Source organism: Hahella sp. CR1 (genome assembly GCF_029813005.1).
Classification (GTDB): domain Bacteria; phylum Pseudomonadota; class Gammaproteobacteria; order Pseudomonadales; family Oleiphilaceae; genus Hahella.
In genome coordinates this window covers 177,590-200,697 of record NZ_JAPELK010000002.1, presented here as the reverse complement: position 1 = coordinate 200,697, position 23,108 = coordinate 177,590, and the positions used below count along the sequence as shown (strand labels likewise).

The following is a 23,108-nucleotide window of genomic DNA, read 5'->3' as shown; positions in this document are numbered from 1 at the left end:
GGTGCCAAATGCTAAGTAAAGACCTCGAATTAACTCTTAATGCAGCTTTCAAAAGCGCGCGCGAGAAACGTCATGAATTCATGACGGTCGAGCACCTTTTGCTTGCCCTGCTCGACAATGATTCTGCGCTGAAAGTGTTAACAGCATGCGGCGCGGATCTGGGTCAGCTGCGTAACGAGCTTTCGGAGTTTGTTGATTCGACTACGCCGTTGATTCCGAACAATGATCCAGAGCGGGAAACTCAGCCGACTCTTGGGTTTCAACGGGTGCTTCAAAGAGCCGTATTTCATGTCCAGTCATCAGGCAAGAAAGAAGTGACTGGCGCTAATGTTCTGGTCGCTATTTTTAGCGAGCAGGAAAGTCAGGCGGTGTACGTCCTGAAGAAACAGAACGTCGCTCGTATTGATGTGGTTAACTATATCAGTCATGGCATTTCCAAAGTTTCCGGCGACCGTGAACAGGATGAGGAACACGAACACCAGGAGGAAGGCTTGGAAGAGGGCGGCGGTTCAAAACCTTTGGAATCGTACGCAACCAATCTGAATGAGCAGGCCAGACTGGGGCGGATTGATCCTTTAATCGGTCGTGACAAAGAGCTGGAAAGAGTCATGCAGATTCTTTCGCGTCGTCGCAAAAACAACCCGCTGTTGGTGGGTGAGGCTGGCGTTGGTAAAACCGCCATTGCTGAAGGTTTGGCGAAACAGATCGTTGAAGGTAACGTGCCGGACATCATTAAAGATGCGGTAGTCTATTCTCTGGACCTGGGCGCCCTGTTAGCGGGTACCAAGTACCGTGGCGACTTTGAAAAACGCTTCAAAGCGTTATTGAAAGAATTGAAGCGTCAAACCAAGTCCATTTTGTTTATTGATGAAATTCATACCATCATTGGCGCTGGCTCAGCTTCCGGTGGCGTTATGGACGCATCAAACCTGTTGAAGCCGTTGTTGAGCTCCGGTGAGATTCGCTGCATCGGTTCAACCACCTTCACTGAATTCCGCGGCATATTTGAGAAAGACAGCGCCCTGGCGCGTCGTTTCCAGAAGATTGACGTGGTGGAGCCCTCTGTTAACGATACCTATCTGATTCTGAAGGGCCTCAAAAGACAGTTCGAGAAGCATCATGAAGTTGAATATACCGACGCGGCGCTTCGTTCCGCGGCGGACTTGGCGGATCGCTATATCAATGATCGCCATATGCCGGATAAGGCGATTGACGTCATTGATGAGGCGGGCGCCAGTCAAAGGCTGAAGCCCGAGGCTGATCGCGCCAAGATCATTGATATTCATATCGTTGAGAGCGTCGTGGCGTCAATCGCCAGGATTCCGCCAAAAACCGTTTCTTCTTCCGACAAAGACAAGCTGCGCAATCTGCAGCGTAATTTGAAGATGGTGGTGTTTGGCCAAGACCCTGCAATTGAGGCCTTGGTGACCGCTATCAAGCTCTCCAGAGCGGGGTTGAAGTCGGACGGTAAGCCTGAAGGCTCATTCCTGTTTGCTGGCCCTACAGGGGTTGGTAAGACGGAGGTGACTCGTCAGTTGGCCAAAATTCTGGGTGTGGAGCTGGTGCGTTTTGACATGTCTGAGTACATGGAAAGGCATACTGTTTCCCGCTTGATTGGCGCGCCTCCTGGCTATGTCGGGTTTGATCAGGGTGGTTTGTTGACCGAAGCGGTTAATAAGAATCCTCATTGCGTATTGCTGCTGGACGAGATAGAGAAGGCGCATCCGGAAGTCTTTAACCTGCTACTGCAGGTAATGGACCACGGCACTCTAACTGACAACAACGGTCGCAAGGCGGATTTCCGTCACGTCATTCTGGTGATGACCACCAACGCTGGCGCTGAGGAAATGAGTCGTCGCTCCATTGGCTTCCGTTCTCAGGACCACACGACTGACGGTATGGAGATCATTACCAAGACCTTTACGCCTGAGTTCAGAAACCGTCTGGATGGAATCATTCAGTTTGGCCCATTGGACACCACTACGATTACTCATGTGGTGGACAAGTTCCTGACCGAGATGCAGGCGCAATTGGACGAGAAACGCATCCTTCTTGAGTTTGATACCGAAGCCAAAGCCTGGTTGGCGGTGCACGGATATGACGAGAAGATGGGGGCGAGGCCCATGGCTCGACTTATTCAGGAGAATATCAAGAAGCCTCTCGCCGAACAGATCCTGTTCGGAGATTTGGCGGAATGCGGCGGCACCGTGTTTATCAGTGTGAAGGACGACAAGTTGGACTTTAAATATGTGCCGGAGCGTGAGCTGCTGGACGAATCTACGCCTTAATTGGAAGGGTGTTGGAAACTAAAAAAGGGGCGAAAAGCCCCTTTTTTATTTCGCCTGCTTAAATCGCCAGATAGTTGCTGGTGATTTACGAATTTTCCCAACTACAGAACGTGTTAAACAGTTCAGGAGGCGATTTGGGAAAATTAATGTGAGGTATTAGCGGGCGCGGTATACGATGCGACCTTTGCTCAGGTCGTAGGGGGTCATTTCTACTTTGACTTTGTCTCCAGTCAGAATGCGGATGTAGTTTTTACGCATTTTTCCGGAGATATGGGCAGTAACGACATGACCATTTTCGAGTTGAACCCTGAACATTGTATTGGGAAGGGTGTCAATGATGGTCCCTTCCATTTCAATATTACCTTCTTTCGCCATTCAGCTTTGTCCTCATGAAATTCGTGTTAAGCGCAAAAAGTTAAAAAATAGTAAGCGCTTTTTTAAGAGAGCGAATTTTGCCTTAATTATAACCAAAGTGCAAAAGCCAATTCTTTATTATCTGGATAATCGGCCCCTATTTCGCAAAATTTTCGGGTTGACGCGGGGATAAGGGTGTTATGTAGCCAGGAGATGTATGAAAGTTGGGCGTTAAATAGTAATCCAGGAATCTCTGACTAACACTTGAATAGGGCGGTAATTGGTTTTGTAGGACATTTTTCGACAGCCTCGTATCCAGTATCCCAGATATAAATAGGGGAGGCGTTGTTCGCGGGCGAACTGGAGTTGCCACAAGATGGCGTAGACGCCAAGGGCGCGTTTATCCTCATTCGGATCAAAGAATGTATAGATTGCGGAGAGGCCGTCTGTGGTTCTGTCTGTTACCGCGATGGCGAGCAGTTTGTTGTCCAGGCGGAACTCGATAAACAAAGTTTCTGACCGCGCCTCCAGTAAGAATGACTCATACTGGTCCAGCGTGGGTGGGTACATATCGCCGTCCTGATGTCGGGCGCTGATGTAGCGTTGGTAGAGTGCAAAGTGCTCTTGTTCGAACTGAGCGGAGCGCAGACGTACCGTCAGGTCTGAGTTGCGCTTCCAGGTGCGTTCCTGGCTGCGCGTACGGTTGAATTCATCCGTGGGGATGCGCACGGCGATGCAGGCGTTGCAACCATTGCAGCGAGGCTTGTAGTAGTGGTTGCCGCTGCGACGGAAACCCAGTTGTGACAGCCGGGTGTACAGATCCACGTTAATGTCCGCTTTAGGGTCCACGAACATGGTGGTGGCCAGGCGATCGTCAAGGTAACTGCACGGGTGTTCCGGCGTGGCGTAAAAAACCAGAGTCCTTAAGTTCGACATCGTCAGCAGCCTGTGGGGTCTATCGTCATCTTCCAGGGGTGAGAGAAATCGGCTCGCACCTCTATTTCTAGTATAGATAAAAACTCTTTTCTTGAAATCTGGCAAGCCCCCAAAGAGAGAAGGTGTGGATTGGGCACCTGACAGTCAATTAATCGATAGCCCCAGGCGTGTAATTGTCGGACCAAGGTGATGAATGCGGCTTTGGATGCGTTGGTTTCTCTGGAGAACATGGACTCGCCAAAAAAGCAGCGTCCGATGGCGAGACCATACAATCCGCCAACCAGTTCGGACTCCCGCCATACTTCAATGCTGTGGGCGACGCCAATCTGATGGAGATAGCTATATGCCTGAAGCATGTCAGGGGTGATCCAGGTTTCGTCTGAGTAGGAACGAGGCGCGGCGCAGGATTGCACTACCTGACTGAACTGCTGGTCGAAGCTGTAAGTAAGTCCGCTGTTACGCAAAAAACGGCGCATGCTGCGGGATATATGCAAGTCTTCGTGTCGAATGATGCAGCGAGGATCGGGAGACCACCAAAGTATCGGTTGGTCGTCGCTGAACCAGGGAAAAATGCCGTTTTCATACGCCAGACGTAAACGGGCGGGATGGAGATCGCCGCCGACACAGAGCAGGCCGTTTGGGTCCTTCAAGGCGCTGTCAGGATGAGGAAACCATAGGTTTTCATCTAACCAGGGTAGGGCGGGCATAGAAATGAATCTTGCTGGGCTTGTTTTAATACACAATATCGAAGAAAGCGTAAACAAAAACGCCCATTTGGATTAATGGGCGTTTAGTCGCATTCCCGGTGGGATTATTGGTCCAGGAACTTCTCGGCGTCAAGAGCGGCCATGCAGCCAAAGCCCGCTGAAGTTACCGCCTGGCGGTAGATATGGTCGGCAACGTCGCCTGCGGCGAATACGCCGGGTACGCTGGTCTGGGTCGCATTGCCTTCAGAACCGGAGCGAATTTTGATGTAGCCGTCTTTCATGTCCAGCTGGCCAGCGAAAATATCGGTATTGGGCTTGTGGCCAATGGCGATAAATGCGCCAGTCACTTCCAGTTCCTGAGTGCTGTCGTCTTTGGTGCTGCGCAGGCGCAGGCCCGTTACGCCGGAGTCGTCGCCCAGGACTTCGTCCAGTGTGTGATCCCAGACAATTTTGATATTGCCGTTCTGCTCTTTTTCGAACAGTTTGTCCTGCAGGATTTTTTCCGCCCGCAACTTGTCGCGGCGGTGCACCAGGGTGACTTCCGCTGCAATGTTGGACAAGTAAAGCGCTTCCTCGACTGCAGTGTTGCCGCCGCCGATAACTGCGACTTTCTGCTTGCGGTAAAAGAACCCATCGCAGGTGGCGCAAGCGCTGACGCCTTTGCCTTTAAATGCTTCTTCAGAATCCAGGCCAAGGTACTGCGCGGAGGCGCCGGTGGCGATAATCAGCGCGTCACAGGTGTACTCGCCGTTGTCGCCTTTCAGGCGGAACGGGCGCTGGCTCAAGTCAGTTTCGTTGATGTGGTCAAAAATGATTTCGGTGTCAAAGCGCTCCGCGTGCTTTTGCATGCGCTGCATCAGCTCAGGGCCTTGTACGCCAGCATCGTCGCCGGGCCAGTTATCTACATCCGTGGTGGTGGTCAATTGTCCGCCCATTTGCATGCCGGTGATAATGACCGGATTCAGGTTGGCGCGGGCTGCGTAAACCGCAGCGGTGTAGCCGGCGGGGCCGGAGCCTAGAATAAGCAGTTTGATGTGCCTGGTTTCTTTACTCATTGACGTTCCTTAATGCTGAAATAAAACAATGCCTGGTACGGACCCCTTGCCGCTGTATCCAATGATCCCTGTGGCTGGAAGGCATCAAAAATAATGCGCCTAAAGTACCATATTTGTTTAACTGGATTGATTATATTTGGTTATGGGGCATATAGAGCCATGTAATTATGGGGGAGGCGGTTTTTAGACCACCGTCACCTCTCTCAGAATTTGCGTCGACAACGGATAGTGTTCCGCGCGGCTTGAGCCTCCGAGCCGGTGCTCGACGACAGCTGGCAGGACGGTCTGAACGTCGTCAGGAAGCACGTGCTGGCGTCCCTCCAGTAATGCCCAACCTTTGGCGGCGCGCAGGAGTGCGATGGCTCCACGAGGCGATATGCCGTCTTTAAAGCCGCTGTGGCTGCGAGTATAGGCGATGATGCGCTGGATATAGTCTATGAGCGGGTCAGTGGCTCGCACTTCCAATACTTTCGCTTGCAGATCCGCCAACACGTCCGGCGGCATCACAGGTTGCAGCTTGCTCAGCAGTGAGCGACGGTCACTGCCTTTCAGTAGTTCACGTTCAGCTTCCGGCGGTGGGTAGCCGAGATGAATGCGCATGAAGAAGCGATCCATTTGCGACTCCGGCAGCAAAAAGGTGCCGGACTGGTCGGATGGATTTTGAGTCGCAATGACGAAGAACGGCTTCGGAAGCGTGTAAGTGGTTCCTTCGACGCTGATCTGGCGCTCTTCCATAGCTTCCAGCAAGGCGCTCTGAGCCTTTGGCGTGGCGCGGTTGATTTCGTCGGCCAGCACCAATTGCGCGAAAAGAGGTCCTTTATGAAAAGTGAACTCGCTTTTGTTCTTATCGAAAAGGTTAATCCCAATCAGGTCGGACGGCAGCAGATCGCTGGTGAACTGCACCCGGTTGTAACTCAGGCCCAGCGTTTGCGCCATGGCGTGGGAAAGTGTGGTTTTGCCCATGCCGGGCAGGTCTTCTATCAGCAGGTGCCCTTGGCAGAGGAGGGAGGTGAGTGCGAGCCTGATCTGGTGCTCTTTACCTAAAACGACTTTGCCAATCTGTGCGACGGCCTGTCTGACGGTTTCTGTCATGGTTCGTCCAATCAGTGATTAACGGTCATCAGTCGGCTGCGCGCAGCGCTGACTGTTTGAGAATTATAGTCGCGCCAGGATAATTTGGGCGCTAAATAGAGAAGCGGACGTATAGTCCACTTCTGGCTCTAACTAGTCGATGTAACGACGAGTCAGGTCTTGGTAGGCGTCTACTCTGCGATCGCGCAGATAAGGCCAGATGCGGCGGACATCATCCGTGCGCTGCAGGTCAAGCTCAGCGGCGATTATCTGCACGCTTGAGTCATCGGCCTGACGCAGGATTTCGCCCTGTTGGCCGGCGATAAAGCTATTGCCCCAAAACAGGCTGCCGGGAGACTGTTGTGAAGGATCAGGCTCCTGGCCGACCCGGTTGGCGACGATTACCGGCAAGCCGTTGGCGACTGCGTGGGCGCGCTGAATGGTGATCCAGGCGTCCAGTTGGCGTTTGTGTTCGGCTTGATCGTCGCGCACGTCCCAGCCGATAGCGGTTGGATAGATCAGCATGTCTGCGCCGGCCAGCGCCATTAATCTCGCCGCTTCGGGATACCACTGATCCCAGCACACCAGCACGCCCAGTTTGCCGACAGAGGTCTGGATTGGCTTGAAGCCCGCCTCGGCATCAGCATCGCCAGGCGTGAAGTAAAACTTCTCGTAGAAGCCGGGATCGTCGGGAATATGCATTTTGCGGTATTTGCCGACCAATGATCCGTCTTTCTCCAATACGACCGCCGTATTGTGGTAGAGGCCTGGTGCGCGCTTCTCGAATAAAGAGCCAACGATCACTACATTGTGCTTGCGTGCGCACTCGGACAGAAACTCGGTAGTCGGGCCGGGAATCGGCTCCGCCAAATTGAATACGTCCACATCTTCTGTTTGGCAGAAGTACAGGGTGGCGTGCAGCTCCTGTAATACAATCAATTCAGCGCCTTGCGCCGCAGCCTGGGCGATTAGCTCCGCCGTCAGGGCAAGACTTTTTTCTTTCTCGGGAAAGCTCTGCTGCTGGAGGGCCGCCACCTGTAAGGTGGTTTTTTTCATCAGATCACTCCCTCTGGTAATTGCATGGTGACGCAGTGGAGGCTCCCATGCTGTTCAATCAGGCTGCGGCAGTCAATGGCTTCAATAGTACGGTCAGGGAAGCATGACTGAATGACGTTCAACGCCGCCTCGTCCTCGGGAAGGTCGTAGACAGGAACCAGGACTGCCTCATTAATGATCAGGAAGTTGGCGTATGTCGCTGGCAGGCGATGACCGTCTTCGTCATAGCAGGCGCGCGCCATGGGTAGTGGAACAAGTTTGTATGGCGCGCCGTCCGCATCGACGAATGACTGCAATTGCTTTTCCATTGCAGACAATTCCGCGTAGTGCTCATCTTCCGGGTCCAGACACTGTACATAGCAGATAGTGCGTTCGTCGCAGAAGCGGGCGAGCGTATCAATGTGGCTGTCGGTGTCATCTCCGGCCAAATAGCCGTGATCCAGCCACAAAGTGCGTTGGATGCCCAAGTGTTCCGCCATGACGGCTTCCACTTTTTCCTTGGTGGCGTCCGGGTTGCGCGTTGGGGTCAACAGGCAGGCGGAGGTGGTTAGCAATGTGCCTCGACCATCTGTTTCAATGGAGCCGCCTTCCAGAATATAAGGAATATGGCGCAAGGCTGCGCCATCAAACGCGCCCAGCTCGTAAAGCGTAGCGGTTATCTGGTCGTCTTTTTCGGAGTCAAACTTACCGCCCCAGGCGTTAAAGTGGAAATCCAGCAGCACCGGCTCGTCATTGTCATAAATGGTGATAGGCCCGTGGTCCCGGCTCCAGGTATCGTTCGACGGGGCGCAGAACAGCGCCACTTTTTCAGGAGGTACGCCGTTTTCGTGCAATGCGTCGGCGATCGCCTCCAGGCGCGGAAATGACTGACAGTTAATAACCAGATTCTGGTATTTGCATACCGCAATGGCGATATCCAAAAAAGTTCTGTCAACTTCTTCCAGGCGGTCAGCCCAGTCGGTTTGCTCATGAGGCCAAGTCAGCAGAACGGCGCACTGCGGCGCCCATTCAGGAGGCAGGACAATAGTGCTCACTGGTTAATCCATCGTAAACAGTTTAAGGGGCGAGTAGTTTACGGTTTGACAGGCTTAAGTACAGTATGAATTACGCGATCGCCCTCAAAATATACGGAATAGTTTCCGTACTCCCATACCGTAATAGGCGGGTCGCCTACCGGGCCTTTAACATGAGAAGGGCTGCCGTAGCGTTTTTCCACTGCGCTCATAGTTAGGCCTGTGCGTGGCGTTTCCATGCCGGCGTTTGATGAGCCTTGTTGCATGATGGGGGTGACTAGCTCATCGGCGTTGGCCAATGGCGCGAGACTGATTAAAGCGACAGCGAATAACTTATTCCAAGAATTTAGCATCGACTTATTCCTAAATTCGTTTCTTTAACATACTAGTCTAGCTGTATTTAGCTGATTAGACACTTAAAATTTCATACGCAAGTCTTTGTCATTAATTGAGTAATGCTCTTGGATTTGCGTCATGGCGACATCTTATTCCAGTTGGCGCCTGCGTTGCTGTTGCTGGGTTCTCAGAATGTGTCTTGCAACGATTTGTCGCTGTGATTCGCTGAAATTAATGAAATTGACTCGCGTGATAAATCCGTCGCCGTTTTCTTGTTCATGGCTTAGAACGTGCTCTGGATGCTCCCTGACGGACTCGGAGCTGACGACCTCCGCTTCGGTCAGAATGGATATATAGCTGGGCACTAGCGTCGCCTTAAGAATCAGCTGCTGTCCCGCACGCTCCTGACGGGGGCTGACAAAGGCCATACCGCCCTCGCTCAGGTCGATAAACTGCAGTCTATCCTCATTGATGTCCGTCTCCACCAGCGCGAGCGTGCGGGCGATCAAGTCGACTTTTTTGTTGAGCGCTTTCAGCAATGCAGCGAGGGAGCGGTCCTTTTCCGCAACATGTCCCATCAGCTTGGAGGTCTCCAGATCCAGGCTTTGCAACTCGTTCAGCATTTCGAAATAGACAGGGTGCCGATAGAACTCCGCCATTGAGTGATTGCTTGCAGTGCGTTCCTGATACTCAACCAAAGCCTGGTCATGAATTCGATAATAATCCCTCCGGTTATCTGATGTGGCGTCTGAATCGGACATATTAATAAACCGTAGTAGTGAAACACTTATTAATAGATTATAGTTTTACGCCGCTTAATTTGGGCTAATTAACTCATCATCTTAAGCGGCCAGTCGGACGCTCCCATCCGATCACACTTTCAGGCGGCGATTTAGGCCCGCCAACAAGCCAACCATTAATACCAGGTGCTCTGTGGATGTATAAACCCTTATCTCTATTTATAGGCTTGCGCTATACCTCGGCGAAGCGAGATAACCACTTTATTTCTTTTATCTCCTTGACGTCCATGATTGGGTTGATTCTTGGAGTGCTGGTGCTGATTACCGTCATGTCCGTCATGAATGGCTTTGACCGGGAGTTGCGGCAGCGGATATTGGGTATGGTTCCGCACGCGGTGATTAAGAGCCATAACCCTATGAGTAGCTGGGAGGAGGTCAAAGAGTTTGCTTTGCAACATCCGCAGGTAGAAGGCGTTGCCCCATTCGTATATGCGCAAGGCATGGCCACCGCGTCGGGAAATGTGCATGGAATCATGATCAACGGTATTGATCCCGAGGCGGAGAAAGGTGTTTCCATCGTTCAGGATCACATTACCTCTGGCAGTCTTGATGATTTGAAGCCTGGGGAGTTTGGTATTGTTCTTGGCGACATTTTGGCTAGCTACATGCGCGCCAGAGTGGGAGACAAAATCACGGTCATACTGCCCGAAGCTTCGGTAACTCCTGCTGGAGTGTTCCCTAGAATGAAGCGGTTTACAGTGAAAGGGATATTCAGCGTTGGTGCGGAACTGGATAGTACGCTGGCGATTATCAATATAGAAGATGCAGCCAAGATAAAGCGCTTGGGAGATTCTGTTGAGGGTGTGAGACTTAAGCTGAAGAATTTGTTCGATGCTTCAAAAGTGTCCCGCACAATTGTGGCGGAATTAGGGAGTGGGTACTACGCAAGTGACTGGACGCGGACACACGGTAATTTGTTTCAAGCTATCCAAATGGAAAAGACCATGGTTGGATTGCTGTTGATGTTCATCGTTGCGGTGGCGGCGTTTAACATTGTTTCCACTCTGGTAATGGTTGTGACGGACAAGAAAGCGGACATTGCAATATTGCGGACGATGGGGGCGACCCCCGGTAATATTCTGCGCATTTTCATGGTCCAAGGTCTGTTTATAGGGGTTGTGGGCACTGCCTTGGGGGTGCTGCTAGGTTGCCTGCTGGCGCTTAATATCAGTGATATGATCGCCTGGTTTGAGAAAGTGGCGGGTATTCAGTTACTAAGCTCCGATGTGTATTTCATCAGTTACCTCCCTTCTGATTTGCAATGGGGAGATGTTGGGTTGATTAGCGCAGTAACCCTGACTATCAGCTTTGTTGCGACTATGTATCCCGCATGGCGCGCGTCCAAAATCGAGCCGGCGGAGGCGTTGAGGTATGAGTAGTCCAGTATTGGAATGCCAATCTGTGCATAAAGTATATGTTCAGGGGAAGGAGTCTATCGAAGTTCTGCGTGGCGTTAATATTTCGCTTTATCCGGAGCAGACTGTCGCTATTGTCGGCGCATCCGGTTCGGGTAAGTCCACGTTGCTGAATATTATGGGCGCTTTGGATCATCCAAGTTCAGGCTCTATTCGCATCTCGGGACAGGACGTGCACGGCATGGATGAAAAAGCCAAGGCTAAACTGCGTAACGCGCACGTGGGTTTTGTCTATCAGTTTCACCACCTCTTGCCTGAGTTCAGTGCGCTGGAAAATGTCTGCATGCCTTTGTTGTTGAGAGGTGTGGCGGTCAAGGAAGCTAAAAAGGAAGCGGAATACTGGCTGGAGCGAGTGGGTTTGTCCCACCGCCTTAAGCATCGTCCTGGACAGTTGTCTGGTGGCGAGCGCCAGCGTGTGGCGATAGCGCGCGCGCTTTCTCCCAGGCCGTCCTGTGTTTTGATGGACGAACCTACCGGTAACCTGGACCCGGATACTGCGGATTCTGTGCAGGCGCTGTTATGGGATCTGGTGCGTCAGAATCAGACCGCGTTTGTGCTGGTGACTCATGATTATGGGCTGGCGGCGCGTATGGATGAACAATACTCCTTAAAAGAAGGCGTACTGGCGAAAGTGGATCGCAACTCTTTGTAGAGTAACCTTTGCGGCGCATGTCGTTGCGGGATTAAAAAAGGCGGGTTCTTTATAGAAGCCCGCCTTTTTTATTGGGGTTACCCTGGAAGCTCTGCCAGGTTTAGCCCATTTTCTTGAGCAGCATCTGCTCTAGCTTAACTTGATCTTCGGCGAACTTGCGAATGCCTTCGGCCAGTTTTTCGGTCGCCATTGTGTCCTCGTTCATCCCCCAGCGGAAAGCGGCTTCGGTAATCGGCGCATCGCGTTCGGCGCTAGGCTGCTCAGAGGATAGGGCGCGGGTCAATTCGCCGGAATCAGCTTCCAGGTCATTCAGCAGTTCTGGGCTGATGGTCAGCTTGTCGCAGCCTGACAGGGCTTCAATTTGTCCAGCATGACGGAAGCTGGCGCCCATTACGATAGTGTTGTAACCACGTGATTTGTAGAACTCGTAAATAGATTTGACTGACACTACGCCAGGATCTTCGTCAACGGAAATCTCGTCTTTGTTCCACTTGGCTTTGTACCAGTCATAGATGCGCCCAACAAAAGGCGATATCAGGAATACGCCAGCCTCGGCGCAGGCAACCGCCTGAGTGAAGGAGAACAGCAACGTCAGGTTGCAGCGAATGCCTTGCTTTTCCAGCACTTCCGCAGCGCGAATACCTTCCCAGGTAGACGCGATTTTGATCAGAATGCGGTCTTTGCCAACGCCGACGTCATTGTAAAGCTTGATCAGCTGCTTGGCTTTTTCGATGGTGGCGTCAGTGTCAAAGGACAAGCGAGCGTCCACTTCCGTGGAAATATACCCCGAAATGACTTTTGAAATTTCTTTGCCGATAGATACGGACAAGTAGTCGATAGCGTGGGCGACGGCCTCTTCAGGCGTAGCGGATTGTTGCTTGCCATAGTTGAGCGCGTCATTGACTAGGCTTTCGTAGACGGGAAGAGATGCTGCCTTCAACAGTAGCGAAGGGTTGGTGGTTGCGTCGTCGGGTTTGTGCTTTTTGATTGCTTCGATATCGCCCGTGTCAGCGACAACGGAAGTCATTTGGCGTAATTGCTCGAGCTTGCTTAAAGCCATTGTATTTTTATCCCTGGGTTGGTTCTTTCAGACCGCCTCGGAGGCGGTGTTCAGAGAGTTGGACTGTTTGTAAGAAGATACTATATCTAAAGCTTCTCTAAAAACAGTCGGTGAGGCGGTGCGTTTGATGGCGTTTTCGCTTAAATATCTGCGAAACTGTTTCCCACCTTTTTGGCCATGAAACAAACCCAGCGCGTGTCGCGCCATATGCCAGACCGCAACGCCGTTTTGATAGTTGCGTTCGATGTACTCTAAAAACTGATAGCCGATATCCGTAGCGCTGAAGCTTGGCGGCGGAGTGTGAAACAGACGATGGTCCACGTCCGCCAGCATCCATGGGCGCTGATAGGCTTCGCGCCCGATCATGACCCCATCGACCTCCTGCAGGTGGCTTTCCGACTCGTCCATGGTTTTGATGCCGCCATTGATAATGATCTCAAGCTCTGGAAATGTCTGCTTGATCATATAGGCGCGCGGATATATCAGCGGTGGAATTTCGCGGTTTTCCTTTGGACTGAGTCCTTTGAGAATCGCCTTGCGAGCATGAATGATAAAGGTGGAGCATCCTGCTGCTTTGACGGTGCGGACAAAATTCAACAAGAACTCTTCGGAGTCCTGATCATCTATGCCTATGCGATGCTTGACCGTCACCGGGATTGAAACAGCGGAGCGCATGGCGGCCACGCATTCCGCCACTCGCTCAGGATAGCCCATCAGGCAGGCGCCGATCATATTGTTCTGTACGCGGTCGCTGGGACATCCCACATTCAGGTTGATTTCATCATAGCCCCAGTCTTCGCAAATCTTGGCGCACTCCTTCAATTCATCAGGATTGCTGCCGCCAAGCTGCACGGCGACAGGATGCTCTTCCGTGTTGAAATCCAGGAAGCGATGACGGTCCCCATGTATGATGGCTCCAGTGGTCACCATCTCGGTATATAAATAGGTATGCTTGGAAAGGAGGCGGGCGAGGTAACGATAGTTCCTGTCCGTCCAATCCATCATTGGGGCCACGGAAAAGCGACGAAGACCATCATTGCTCGTCATGTCTGCGTTGTTTGCTGAAGTTGCAGGCATTATTACATCTCTAAAAACGGGGAGGCTTGCAGCGAACTGAAGTCGTTGTTGCGCCTTTTGCTCTTGGGCGACCTGATTTGGTCAATTGGCGGGCAGTATATCATGGCCGTCGCTGTAAGGCAGTGAGCTTCGTGACGGCTTATGTAACGTTTATGTCACGATTTAGGCCCGTAACTTTATCTGGAAAGCAATTGGGAGGCGGTATTGCTGTTAGCGTGCGTAGGTCTATTTATTATGGTCGCTTTTATCGCCCCGCTGCTTATCTCTTCATGGAAGTGGTTGAGCGCCTTGGTTTTGGTTCTTGGAGGGCTGCTTCTCATGCTGGGCGTTGAATTTATGTACCGAGAATATATGGATACAGAAGTCAGAGATTACGGGGCTCTTGGAATGCTAGTCCCTGTGGTCATCGCTGCGACGGCAGGGCCTGTATTTGCTGGCGGGCTTATTAAGTTACTTTATTTGGCCATTAAGGCGGATATTTCTTCCTCGAATGGAGAGGCATAGCGACGCTATTCACCCTTCTTTGTCTTTGTTCAGGTCATGCGCATAGGTTGCTTCCATTACAAGGGCGTATGGCGTCCAAATTAAACAGATCAAGACGCTGAAGAAAACGCAAGAAATAAGATGTATCCAGCCGGCGCCAGTTAAGTAAGCCAGTGCGAACAGGGCGAAAAACGCAGCGATCGATACGAGCCCAGCCCTCTTGCGTTTAAGAAGAGCGTGAGACAGATGCTCTCTGCCTATAATGAAAAAAATTGCGAGTCCGATAGTCAAGAGGCCTGATTCTATTTGTGTGTCCGCTGGATCTTGGCTGAAAAGTAGGTTTGCGCCCACGGAAAAGAGGAAAGGTGAGTAGCCCAGAGCTAGATGATGGCGTGGATCTCCCTTGATGTAATTGGCAGTGATTGAGAGCCAATGACCCTCTTTGGTCTCGTTTTTAGTCAGGAACGAGACCCAGAATGGCGCCGCCAGGAAGAATCCCAGAAACAGCAGCATAGCGAGTGCGATAACCATGGAGGATACCTCTATGGTAAATGTCAGATTTTACATTTCATAAAGATAATTTTTCATCACCTTTCGATTTGTAAGTATAAAATACGCGGCCTGCAAAGTGTTGGCGCGTAAAGTACTGCGTTAGACGGTGCTCGCCATGAAAGTATTAATTGAGATGATTAAATGATTTACGAGCATAAACGAAATACCAATATCGGCGTCGGCTTGGGCGTCATAATGCAGTTGGCGGGAAAGTCCATGAGCGCCACCAGTCCAACAATGGGTTTTATTGTCGTCTTATTGGGCATTGTCCTCTTTGTGTGGGGCTGCGGGCAGTATGCGAAAAGCAAAGGGTATTCTGGAGTGTGGGGATTTCTTGGGTTGTTCAGCCTGATAGGCTTGATTATTCTGGTTTTTATGAAAGATAAAGATCGATAGCCCAACTAGAGTTTCCTCTGCGTACTATGCGTCTTTCTCTGGCGCATAGTCCCTCAGAGTTCTTGCAACCCCTTATCAAATCATCTATCTCTTAGTATTCAGACTGCGATCGGAATCGGCCGCTATGAATCTGGGTATTCGAACCCTGCTATCACTCACCCTTGCCGGAATAGTCTTCATCACCACCAGCCTTGTGAATGGGATTGTCGACTATGAGGCTTCGCACCGTTTACGGAATGAGTTAGGGGAGCAGTATTCTGAACTCGCTTATCAAATGGCGGATCGGTTGGATAGGGGGATGTTCGAAAGGCTCAGTGACATGATCAACGTGTCCAGTCTCCCCACTATCCGCAATCTCAATGGCTCCCAGGCGGAGCTGCAGCGCAATATTCTGGAAACCCTCAAGCGAACTTACGGCTATTACGCCTGGGTGGGTCTCACCGATGTTAACGGTGTGGTGCTCCGAGCTACCGGTGGTCTGATGGAAGGAGTGGATGTTTCCAGCTTGCCCTGGTGGAAAGAAGGGCATCTCGCCCCTTATGTTGGCGATGTAAGAGATAGCGAAATGCTTGATCGCTATCCGCGTCAGGGAGATCCGACGCAACCTCTGCGTATCGTGGACTTCGCTGCGCCGATTCTCGGGCCGGATGGCGCGCCAATTGGCGTAATGGGCGCTCACCTTAACTGGGACTGGGTTAAAGAAGCCGCATCCAGCCTGCTGCAGCAACGCAACAAAGATATAGAACTGCTGGTGCTCTCAAAGGATGGCGATGTCCTGCTGGCGCCTGAAAATACGCCTTTTACGAAAGTGACGCTTCCAGATTCGCTCAAAGGCAACGAAACCCACATTATGACTTGGCCTGATGGTCAGAAGTATTTGACAGGCTTTTCCGGCACCAAAGGGTTCCTGGAATACTCCGGGCTTGGGTGGACAGTGATTGCGCGACGGGAAGTCTCCCAGGCCCTCGGCCCGGTTCGGCAGCTGAGTGCGGCAATATGGATGTGGGGAGGCTCGATTACTATCATTTTTGCAATGATTGGCTGGATGATCGCGGCGCGTATTTCGCGTCCTCTAAGAGAGCTGGCGGCTTCCGCGGAAGCGATTGAGCGCACGGATAGCCAACTTTCCTACACGGAATCATTCGCCCCCAGAGAAATTCGCGGATTGGCGGCGGCCTTGCGAGATATGTTGGAGAAGCTGCGCAATCGAGAGGAAACCTTGCAGCGTCAGTATTCGGAGCTGCAAATGCTGTACGAAGGCTCACCGGTTGGCATCGCTATGATCGGGCAGGACTTGAACTGCCTGCGCATCAATACCCGTTTGGCGGACTGGTTTGGGGTGGATAATACGTGGGTGGTGGGGCGTAATATCCATGAAATCTCCAGTGAGTTGATGGAGTGGACCAAACCGGTGGTATTGAAAGTGTTGGAGTCCGGGGCCCCGGAGTTTGGTATTGAGATGACGATGAATGAGAGCAGTGCAGGTAAGTCGCGGCACTTTTTAGCCTCCTGTCTGCCCCTGTTTGAAGAGAAGAAAGCCTCTGCAGTCGCCGTGGCGTTACTGATCAGCGAAATGACCGCGCAGCGACAGGCGGAATACTTCGCGACTCACGATACGTTGACGGGGCTGCCCAATCGACGCTTCCTCTCTACTTTTATTACGCAAGAGCTGGCGGTGGCCCGGCGACAGAACAAGAAGGTCGCTGCGCTATATCTGGATCTTGATCGTTTCAAAGACGTCAATGATAACCATGGACATGACATTGGCGACGCGCTGCTTCAGGAGGTGACGCGCCGATTACGTCAAGTGGTGCGCGAGTCGGATTTGATCGTCAGGCTCGGGGGCGATGAATTTGTGGTGGTGCTTCTGGATATTAAAGGCGTTTCCGATGTTACGCGGCTTGCGGAAAGCATTATCAAGAGCCTGTCTGCGCCATACATATTGGCAAGCGTCGAAGTACGCACCTCCCCCAGTATTGGCATCGCCGTCTATCCTGATGATGTCTCTGGTGAGTCTCAACTGCTTTCCTGTGCGGATGAAGCCATGTACGAAGCCAAAAAAAGCGGTCCTGGGCAGTATCGGTATTACGCCGATCTGCATGGCGCCGAAGAATAGCCTGGCTCTGTAACGTCGCGGCAACGCCTTCATTTACCTCTCAGGCATTTACTCGTCGTCTTGCGTCCTGTATTTAATGATCGCCAACGCTAAGTATTTCATGTGGCTATCGATTAAGGAGTAGCATGTACGATCAATCTGTTATCGTCTTTGAACACTATTTGCGGCGTTTGTCCGTCATGTTGAACCGCCTGGAGGCATATGCTGAGACGGCGTCTAAACAGGAAGCAATACTGCAAACGAGTCTCGCGCCGGGTATGTTCCCACTTGTTCAGCAGGTGCGCACGGCGATCGGTTTTTCTCTGCGGACCTGCTATCCGCTAGCCGGGCTGGATATACCGGAAACAGAGTCTCATGAAGACACAGTTGCAGATCTGCACCGTCAAATTCAAGAAGCAGAGCGCTATTTGCAGGCCTTGTCAGCGCAAAGTTTTACCAAGGCTGCAGAACGGGAAATTGTGACGACAGCCGGGTTCAAAGAGTTGCGATTGGATGGTCAAACTTTTCTTACCCAGTATGCATTGCCGAATTTTTTCTTTCATCTCAGCATGGTCTACGCAATTTTGCGACAGTGTGGGGTTCCAGTCGGGAAGATGGATTTCGATGGTTTTCATGAGTATCCCCCGGGATTTGCGTTTTGAGCCTCATGAGCATTGACCTTTGCACCGAGGTTACTTCTCGGGGTTACTTTTGGGGTTGTTTTGATTTGGACGAGGTGAACTATACTGAGGTGGCTTAATCACCGGTTGCGTTCAGTGCGCAAGCTAAAATCAATATAAGGAGAGTGATCCATGGAAAAGTTGTCCGGCGAACCTGAAAAGGGGAGTAAGACTGACCGTATTGAAGAGCAGTATTCATTCAAGTCCCGTTTTGTGTTTATTTTCGGCGAGATTAACCATGAAATGGCGCAAGCGACCTGCCAGCGCTTGATAGCCTTGGCGGAAGACTCGGAAGACCCTATCAGAGTGCTGATATCTTCTCCCGGCGGGCATGTGGAGTCGGGAGACGCAATTCACGACATTATTCGTTTTATCCGCGCACCGGTCATTACGGTAGGCGCTGGGTGGGTCGCCAGTGCGGGTACGCATATCTATCTGGCGGCGGAAAAAGAGCGTCGAGTTTGTTTGCCCAATACGCGCTTTATGATTCACCAACCTGGCGGCGGCGCAGGCGGTCCTGCCTCGGATATCGCCATTCAGGCGAAAGAGATCCTGAGAGCCCGTGAGCGTATCGCCCATGTTGTCGCCAGACAGACGGGCAAACCATTCGAAAAAGTATTGGTGGATATAGAAAGGGATTTTTGGATGAGTCCAGAGGAGGCGATGGATTACGGCATTGTCTCCCGTGTCATCGAGTCCTACAAGGATCTCCAGTAAACTTTATATTCTCTACTGCTTCATGAGCGCGGTTTAAAGCGCTCATGATTTATTTATAACGATTTATATAACCGACCTTATCGAATATATAATTCTGGCGTGAAAAATAGATAACAATGTATCTCTATTTCCGCCTCAGCCTGCTGATACTAAAGAGATTTTTAGAGTCATTTGGCTCTAGAGCATAGGAAAAAATATCAGCCTCGTCACTATCCTATTCAGCCGATAAAACTGAAACTTGCAACATTCTTCTCAAAAATATTAAAAAAACTAAATCATTGAGAAACTTTTTGGAAAACATGTTGTATTCTCAAATGACCGGCGGACCTCTCATGCATATAAAGTCGTTATCAAAATCCAGTGTGTTCTCCGGCAGTAACCCCTGATGGGGGCTATTCGCTCTTTTCCATTTATCCAGCGCTCGTAGTCGAGGGAATAGACCTGTATCAGGGTTCTATCAATAAGGAAATAATAAGGAATTCAGTATGAGGAAAAATACTGCTTTGGGATTCGTAACTTTGTTGGCGTGCAGTTTCATGTCCAATATAACGGCGGCCGAAACGGTCACCATTAATAACTCGCCATCAAATGTTCCTGCTATTCACTCTAAGTTCGTCCCGCCTGGATTTATCAAACTCGCCAATGAAAAACGTATGATGGCCAGCGCCGCTGCACGGGAAATTAATCCAGCGGATCTTGTACGCCAATTAAAGGAAAATAACGGCAGCGTCTCGGTGGCCAATGTACTGAAGGATGTAAAGGGTTTATCCAGTTCCTTTGTGAATCAGGCGCAAAGCGCAGAAAGAAGCGTCCTGAACAAGAAAGGCATACGTACAAAAGGGGAAACATTACTTGAGTTGCGTATAGCCGCTCCGCAGATGATGTCGCAGTTACAAGAGGGCGTGGAGCCTCTCTATGCCTACGAACCGGATGGGGATGAATCTTCCTGGCAATATATTGAAGCCTATGACAGCAATGGCGGTTTGCACTTGCTGGATGTGTGGAATATGCCGGAGCAGCCCGTTGTCGTTGTCGACATCAATGCGAAAAAGGATATGCAGCTTGGCCTGGCGCAGATGCGCGAGGTTTTTTCTCGATCTGCGTCTAAATCCATTCAGATCAATAAAGCTCAGTCGGATAGCATCGATGTGACCATACTGGACAGCATCCGTTTGGAAGACGACGAGGAACCATGGATCTCTGGCAATGCTGAGGTATACGCGATTGTGACAGGCGTTGATCCCAGCAGAGATGAGCCGGCGCTGGATATTGTGGACATGCCTTATCTCGATGAAGACGGCAAAACATATTACCCCAACCAGATTGTCGTTTATTGGGATAGATATCGTTGGGGCGCAGCGAATATCATTTTGATGGAGCATGACGACAACACCAACTATCAAACGCTGGCGCAAAAACTTCTGACTACCGCCGCTGAAGTTTTGTCAGCGCTGGGGCAGCCGGAGATTGGGGCATTGGTGGCTTTAGGCAGCGGAATTGTCGAGCTGATGCCAGAACATTGGTTCAGCAATGACGACGACTATCTGGACTCTTTCTATACATTAGAAAAGAGTATGCACTATGGAAATCACATGGGCGTATCGGGTAATGCGATGACGACTATGAGACCCTACACGTTGAATGGAATTAAATAACGGTAAATCAACGGGCGCATAGATACGCCCGCCAAATAAAAAAGGCCCACTCTAGGAGCAGTTATAACTGTCGTGGAGGGGCCTTTCGAATGCCTCAATATTATTCCAGCACAATCAAGCTACGATTTTTCTCCACGGTTTTCTCTCCAATACCTTTAACCAGCGCCAACTCGGAAATATCTTTGAAGGGGCCGTTGGTGGTGCGAAACTCTATAATAGCTTCGGCTTTTTTAAGGCCAATGCCATTGAGTGCTTTTGCTAATGCTTCGGCGTCCGCCGTATTAATATTCACCACATTCTGTTGCGCGGCCGGCTGCGTTTGCTGTGGCGCGACGTCCGTAGCGAATGAAACATTAGCGAAGGCGAGAGTAAAAGCGAAGAAAATAACGGATAGCAGTTTTTGCATGTGAAATCACTCCATTGAAGTATTTGATTTAATATCCACCGATCCCGGTGGTGGCGCTATTATGCTCAATGCGTTTAAAAAAGCTGTACGCTTTATTCTGAATTTTTCGTAAGAAATAACGTACGGCTGTAAGAAATGCTCCATATACCTCTTGATATTTATTTATTTTTAATTACATTGTTATGGGATGATTGTAAACCCGATCGAATAACCCCCGGAGCTATAAATGAATAAACTATCTGCTTATATTGAAGCAAAAGCCGCCTACGAAAATCTCAAGAAGAAGATCGAAGCATTGGAGAGCGATGAGAGTGTTAAGAAAACGTTAGAGTTTCAAAAGAAACTACAGGACTTAATGGATAAATACGGGGTATCCAAAGAAGAAGTCGTTCGTATGTGGAACAAAGACGAGAAACCTAGTGCGACTGATAAACGTCGTGGCGTTCGTCCTTTGAAAGTATACAAAAACCCTCATACTGGCGAAGTGGTTAAAACCCGCGGCGGCAATCATAAAGTGTTGAACGAATGGCGCGGTAAGCACGGCAAAGAAACCGTCGACAGCTGGATCAGCTAAGTTTTTGGGCGCTACCTGCAGTGCTTTTTGGCAGGTAGCGCGCACCAAAATCAGTCACCTAATGCATTGATTTGGTTAAATAATGCGCAAAAATTAATTTTCCTCGCTTCCTACACATTCCAAAACATCTCTCCTATAATCCTTTTAAATAGCTGTATCTAATTATAATAACGCCAGCTCTCCTAATCAGAGTGGTATCAGACAACTACAATAATCGGTAATAAGGGTGAAGGAATCACTAATTCCGGGGAGGAAGTCTGTACTTGCCTTGCTCCTGGTCTGGTCACTTAATGCGCATGCTTCGCCATGGGCGGATACTGACGATATCCGTCTGCGTCATAGCCTGCAGCTACTAGTCGATTCAGGGTACGCCAACCTGAATGTGATGGCGTGGCCTATCTCCTGGTCCAGCATCGATAGAGAATTGATGCTGATCGACCGCGCAGAACTCCCTTCCGATCGTATTCGTACCGCTTTCGACTATGTCCAATTTGAATTACGCCGCTATAAGACTCAGAGCGCTCATTTTGAAGCGCAATTCTATGCTTCCAGTCGTTCTCCTTTCCTAAAAGGCTTTGGTGACAGTTTTACAGAGAAAGATGAAGCATGGTTGCAAGCGGAATTTTTGGGTAGTTTTTTGGCTGCCGGCATACGTGTCGGCGGCGTCAATGGAGATTATGACGAGACTCCTACTGCTCGGGCCGACGGCTCTTATATTGCTGGAATCTTCGGTAATTGGGTTTTTGGCATCGGCGCAATTGACCGCTGGTGGGGACCGGGGTGGCAATCCAGTCTTATTCTTTCCAATAATGCCAGGCCGGTCCCTGGCGTGTTCCTGCGGCGTAATGCCGACACTTCTTTTGAAACACGCTGGCTTTCCTGGTTAGGGCCTTGGAGCTTCGAAATGTTTGGTGGTCAATTGGAGGGCGAGCGTGCTGTGCCCGACGCCAAACTGCTAGGCGCTCGTTTCTCTTTTAGACCGCTGCAAAATCTGGAGTTTGGATTATATCGGGTTGCTCAGTGGGGAGGAGAGGGGCGTCCTCAGTCAATTTCCAGTTTGGTTGATATGTTGTTGGGGAGAGACAACGTCGGAGATGGAGGGGTCATTGCTGAGAATGAGCCAGGTAATCAGTTAGCCGGTGTCGACCTGCGCTTTTCCCTTGATTTTGATTCGTTTCCCTCCGCCCTCTACCTGCAAGTGGTTGGAGAAGATGAAGCTGGAGGCCTACCGTCCAAGAGGCTATGGCTCGGTGGGCTTGAAAGTTCATTTGGCTTCAATGATTGGGATTATGGTGTTTTCCTTGAGGCTGCGACGACCTCGGCGGGGGGAGTTTTTGGATCTCTTTCTTCCAACGTTGCATATAACCATCAAATTTATCTGACAGGCTACAGATATCACGGACGCTCTATTGGAGCCTCAGTGGATAATGATGCGGAAATATACTCTATTGGACTGCGTTTAATTTCCCCGAGTTCTACGGTGATAACAGGGTCTGTTGCAAAAGTGCGCGCGAACATTGACAGCGCGCGAATCGCCCCTTCGCCTAGCGGAGAGTTTTATGAAGAGTCGCTGTGGGAAGCTCAGCTGGCGTATCAGAGTGAATGGGGAGGATTGCGGTATGAAGTCGGCTGTAACTATTTCTCTAGAGAATTAATCAACGATTATGCCGCAAGTGGCGATTTCCTGGTGTGGCTTGAAGGGACATATAGATTTTAATAATGAAGAACGT

Annotated in this window: 24 protein-coding genes; 11 read left to right on the top strand and 13 right to left on the bottom strand. The window is 50.6% G+C overall.

The window, feature by feature from the left end; all coding sequences use genetic code 11:
* The first annotated feature begins 8 nt into the window (after positions 1–8).
* Positions 9–2,288 (top strand): ATP-dependent Clp protease ATP-binding subunit ClpA, encoded by a 2,280-nt coding sequence (clpA, locus tag ONV78_RS06410; RefSeq protein WP_216735751.1) that lies wholly within the window; start codon positions 9–11, stop codon positions 2,286–2,288.
* A gap of 156 nt (positions 2,289–2,444) precedes the next feature.
* Here the strand turns inward: clpA and infA are convergent, their stop codons facing one another.
* From infA to ONV78_RS06365, 9 genes are all read right to left on the bottom strand, one after another.
* Entirely contained in the window at positions 2,445–2,663 is a 219-nt protein-coding gene (gene infA, locus ONV78_RS06405; protein ID WP_011396232.1) for a translation initiation factor IF-1, read from the bottom strand.
* A gap of 210 nt (positions 2,664–2,873) precedes the next feature.
* Positions 2,874–3,578 (bottom strand): arginyltransferase, encoded by a 705-nt coding sequence (locus ONV78_RS06400; protein ID WP_279502010.1) that lies wholly within the window; start codon positions 3,576–3,578, stop codon positions 2,874–2,876.
* A 2-nt stretch (positions 3,579–3,580) separates the two neighbouring features.
* Positions 3,581–4,285: a leucyl/phenylalanyl-tRNA--protein transferase gene (gene aat, locus ONV78_RS06395; RefSeq protein ID WP_279502008.1), complete on the bottom strand. Its 705-nt coding sequence runs from the start codon at positions 4,283–4,285 to the stop codon at positions 3,581–3,583.
* Positions 4,286–4,389: 104 nt separating this feature from the next.
* Positions 4,390–5,340 (bottom strand): thioredoxin-disulfide reductase, encoded by a 951-nt coding sequence (gene trxB, locus ONV78_RS06390; RefSeq protein WP_127969728.1) that lies wholly within the window; start codon positions 5,338–5,340, stop codon positions 4,390–4,392.
* A 183-nt stretch (positions 5,341–5,523) separates the two neighbouring features.
* Positions 5,524–6,432 carry a MoxR family ATPase gene (locus tag ONV78_RS06385; RefSeq protein WP_127969729.1) on the bottom strand — a complete coding sequence of 303 codons (909 nt, stop codon included), beginning with the start codon at positions 6,430–6,432 and terminating at the stop codon, positions 5,524–5,526.
* A 132-nt stretch (positions 6,433–6,564) separates the two neighbouring features.
* The gene (locus ONV78_RS06380; RefSeq protein WP_216735754.1) at positions 6,565–7,467 is read right to left on the bottom strand and encodes a carbon-nitrogen hydrolase; all 903 of its coding nucleotides are present in this window, start codon (positions 7,465–7,467) and stop codon (positions 6,565–6,567) included.
* Entirely contained in the window at positions 7,467–8,501 is a 1,035-nt protein-coding gene (locus ONV78_RS06375; protein WP_279502004.1) for an agmatine deiminase family protein, read from the bottom strand. Before ONV78_RS06375 ends, ONV78_RS06380 begins: the two co-directional genes overlap by 1 nt.
* Positions 8,502–8,539: 38 nt before the next feature.
* Entirely contained in the window at positions 8,540–8,833 is a 294-nt protein-coding gene (locus tag ONV78_RS06370) for a hypothetical protein (RefSeq protein ID WP_216735756.1), read from the bottom strand.
* A gap of 132 nt (positions 8,834–8,965) precedes the next feature.
* Complete coding sequence (locus tag ONV78_RS06365; protein ID WP_279502002.1) at positions 8,966–9,577, bottom strand: PilZ domain-containing protein; 612 nt, start codon at positions 9,575–9,577, stop codon at positions 8,966–8,968.
* A 176-nt stretch (positions 9,578–9,753) separates the two neighbouring features.
* Between ONV78_RS06365 and ONV78_RS06360 the strand changes: the two genes are divergently transcribed.
* Positions 9,754–10,995, top strand: coding sequence for a lipoprotein-releasing ABC transporter permease subunit (locus ONV78_RS06360; protein WP_279502000.1), 1,242 nt, complete (start codon positions 9,754–9,756; stop codon positions 10,993–10,995).
* Complete coding sequence (locus ONV78_RS06355; RefSeq protein WP_279501998.1) at positions 10,988–11,683, top strand: ABC transporter ATP-binding protein; 696 nt, start codon at positions 10,988–10,990, stop codon at positions 11,681–11,683. Before ONV78_RS06360 ends, ONV78_RS06355 begins: the two co-directional genes overlap by 8 nt.
* A 100-nt stretch (positions 11,684–11,783) precedes the next feature.
* Here the strand turns inward: ONV78_RS06355 and tal are convergent, their stop codons facing one another.
* Entirely contained in the window at positions 11,784–12,743 is a 960-nt protein-coding gene (gene tal, locus ONV78_RS06350) for a transaldolase (RefSeq protein ID WP_279501997.1), read from the bottom strand.
* 27 nt (positions 12,744–12,770) lie between these two features.
* Positions 12,771–13,790: a tRNA dihydrouridine(20/20a) synthase DusA gene (dusA, locus tag ONV78_RS06345; RefSeq protein ID WP_279501995.1), complete on the bottom strand. Its 1,020-nt coding sequence runs from the start codon at positions 13,788–13,790 to the stop codon at positions 12,771–12,773.
* A gap of 264 nt (positions 13,791–14,054) precedes the next feature.
* On the opposite strand from dusA, the gene ONV78_RS06340 reads away from it, so the two are divergent.
* The gene (locus tag ONV78_RS06340; RefSeq protein ID WP_216735761.1) at positions 14,055–14,324 is read left to right on the top strand and encodes a hypothetical protein; all 270 of its coding nucleotides are present in this window, start codon (positions 14,055–14,057) and stop codon (positions 14,322–14,324) included.
* A 9-nt stretch (positions 14,325–14,333) separates the two neighbouring features.
* Here the strand turns inward: ONV78_RS06340 and ONV78_RS06335 are convergent, their stop codons facing one another.
* Positions 14,334–14,834 (bottom strand): hypothetical protein, encoded by a 501-nt coding sequence (locus tag ONV78_RS06335; RefSeq protein WP_279501992.1) that lies wholly within the window; start codon positions 14,832–14,834, stop codon positions 14,334–14,336.
* 162 nt (positions 14,835–14,996) lie between these two features.
* Between ONV78_RS06335 and ONV78_RS06330 the strand changes: the two genes are divergently transcribed.
* The 5 genes from ONV78_RS06330 (at position 14,997) to ONV78_RS06310 (ending at position 20,398) form a co-directional block, all read left to right on the top strand.
* The gene (locus ONV78_RS06330; protein ID WP_279501991.1) at positions 14,997–15,251 is read left to right on the top strand and encodes a hypothetical protein; all 255 of its coding nucleotides are present in this window, start codon (positions 14,997–14,999) and stop codon (positions 15,249–15,251) included.
* A gap of 124 nt (positions 15,252–15,375) precedes the next feature.
* Positions 15,376–17,367 carry a diguanylate cyclase gene (locus tag ONV78_RS06325; RefSeq protein WP_279501989.1) on the top strand — a complete coding sequence of 664 codons (1,992 nt, stop codon included), beginning with the start codon at positions 15,376–15,378 and terminating at the stop codon, positions 17,365–17,367.
* Between the two features lie 125 nt (positions 17,368–17,492).
* Positions 17,493–18,008: a DUF1993 domain-containing protein gene (locus tag ONV78_RS06320; protein WP_279501988.1), complete on the top strand. Its 516-nt coding sequence runs from the start codon at positions 17,493–17,495 to the stop codon at positions 18,006–18,008.
* 150 nt (positions 18,009–18,158) lie between these two features.
* Complete coding sequence (locus ONV78_RS06315; RefSeq protein ID WP_279501986.1) at positions 18,159–18,743, top strand: ATP-dependent Clp protease proteolytic subunit; 585 nt, start codon at positions 18,159–18,161, stop codon at positions 18,741–18,743.
* 485 nt (positions 18,744–19,228) lie between these two features.
* Positions 19,229–20,398, top strand: a complete 1,170-nt coding sequence (locus tag ONV78_RS06310) for a DUF3103 domain-containing protein (protein ID WP_279501985.1) — start codon at positions 19,229–19,231, stop codon at positions 20,396–20,398.
* Positions 20,399–20,498: 100 nt separating this feature from the next.
* On the opposite strand, the gene ONV78_RS06305 is transcribed toward ONV78_RS06310, so the two are convergent.
* Entirely contained in the window at positions 20,499–20,804 is a 306-nt protein-coding gene (locus tag ONV78_RS06305) for a helix-hairpin-helix domain-containing protein (RefSeq protein ID WP_279501983.1), read from the bottom strand.
* A gap of 226 nt (positions 20,805–21,030) precedes the next feature.
* On the opposite strand from ONV78_RS06305, the gene ONV78_RS06300 reads away from it, so the two are divergent.
* Together ONV78_RS06300 and ONV78_RS06295 are read left to right on the top strand one after the other, a co-directional pair.
* On the top strand, positions 21,031–21,378 hold the full coding sequence (locus ONV78_RS06300; RefSeq protein ID WP_279501982.1) for a histone-like nucleoid-structuring protein, MvaT/MvaU family: 348 nt from the start codon (positions 21,031–21,033) through the stop codon (positions 21,376–21,378).
* Between the two features lie 226 nt (positions 21,379–21,604).
* The gene (locus ONV78_RS06295; RefSeq protein WP_279501981.1) at positions 21,605–23,095 is read left to right on the top strand and encodes a capsule assembly Wzi family protein; all 1,491 of its coding nucleotides are present in this window, start codon (positions 21,605–21,607) and stop codon (positions 23,093–23,095) included.
* Positions 23,096–23,108 lie beyond the last annotated feature (13 nt).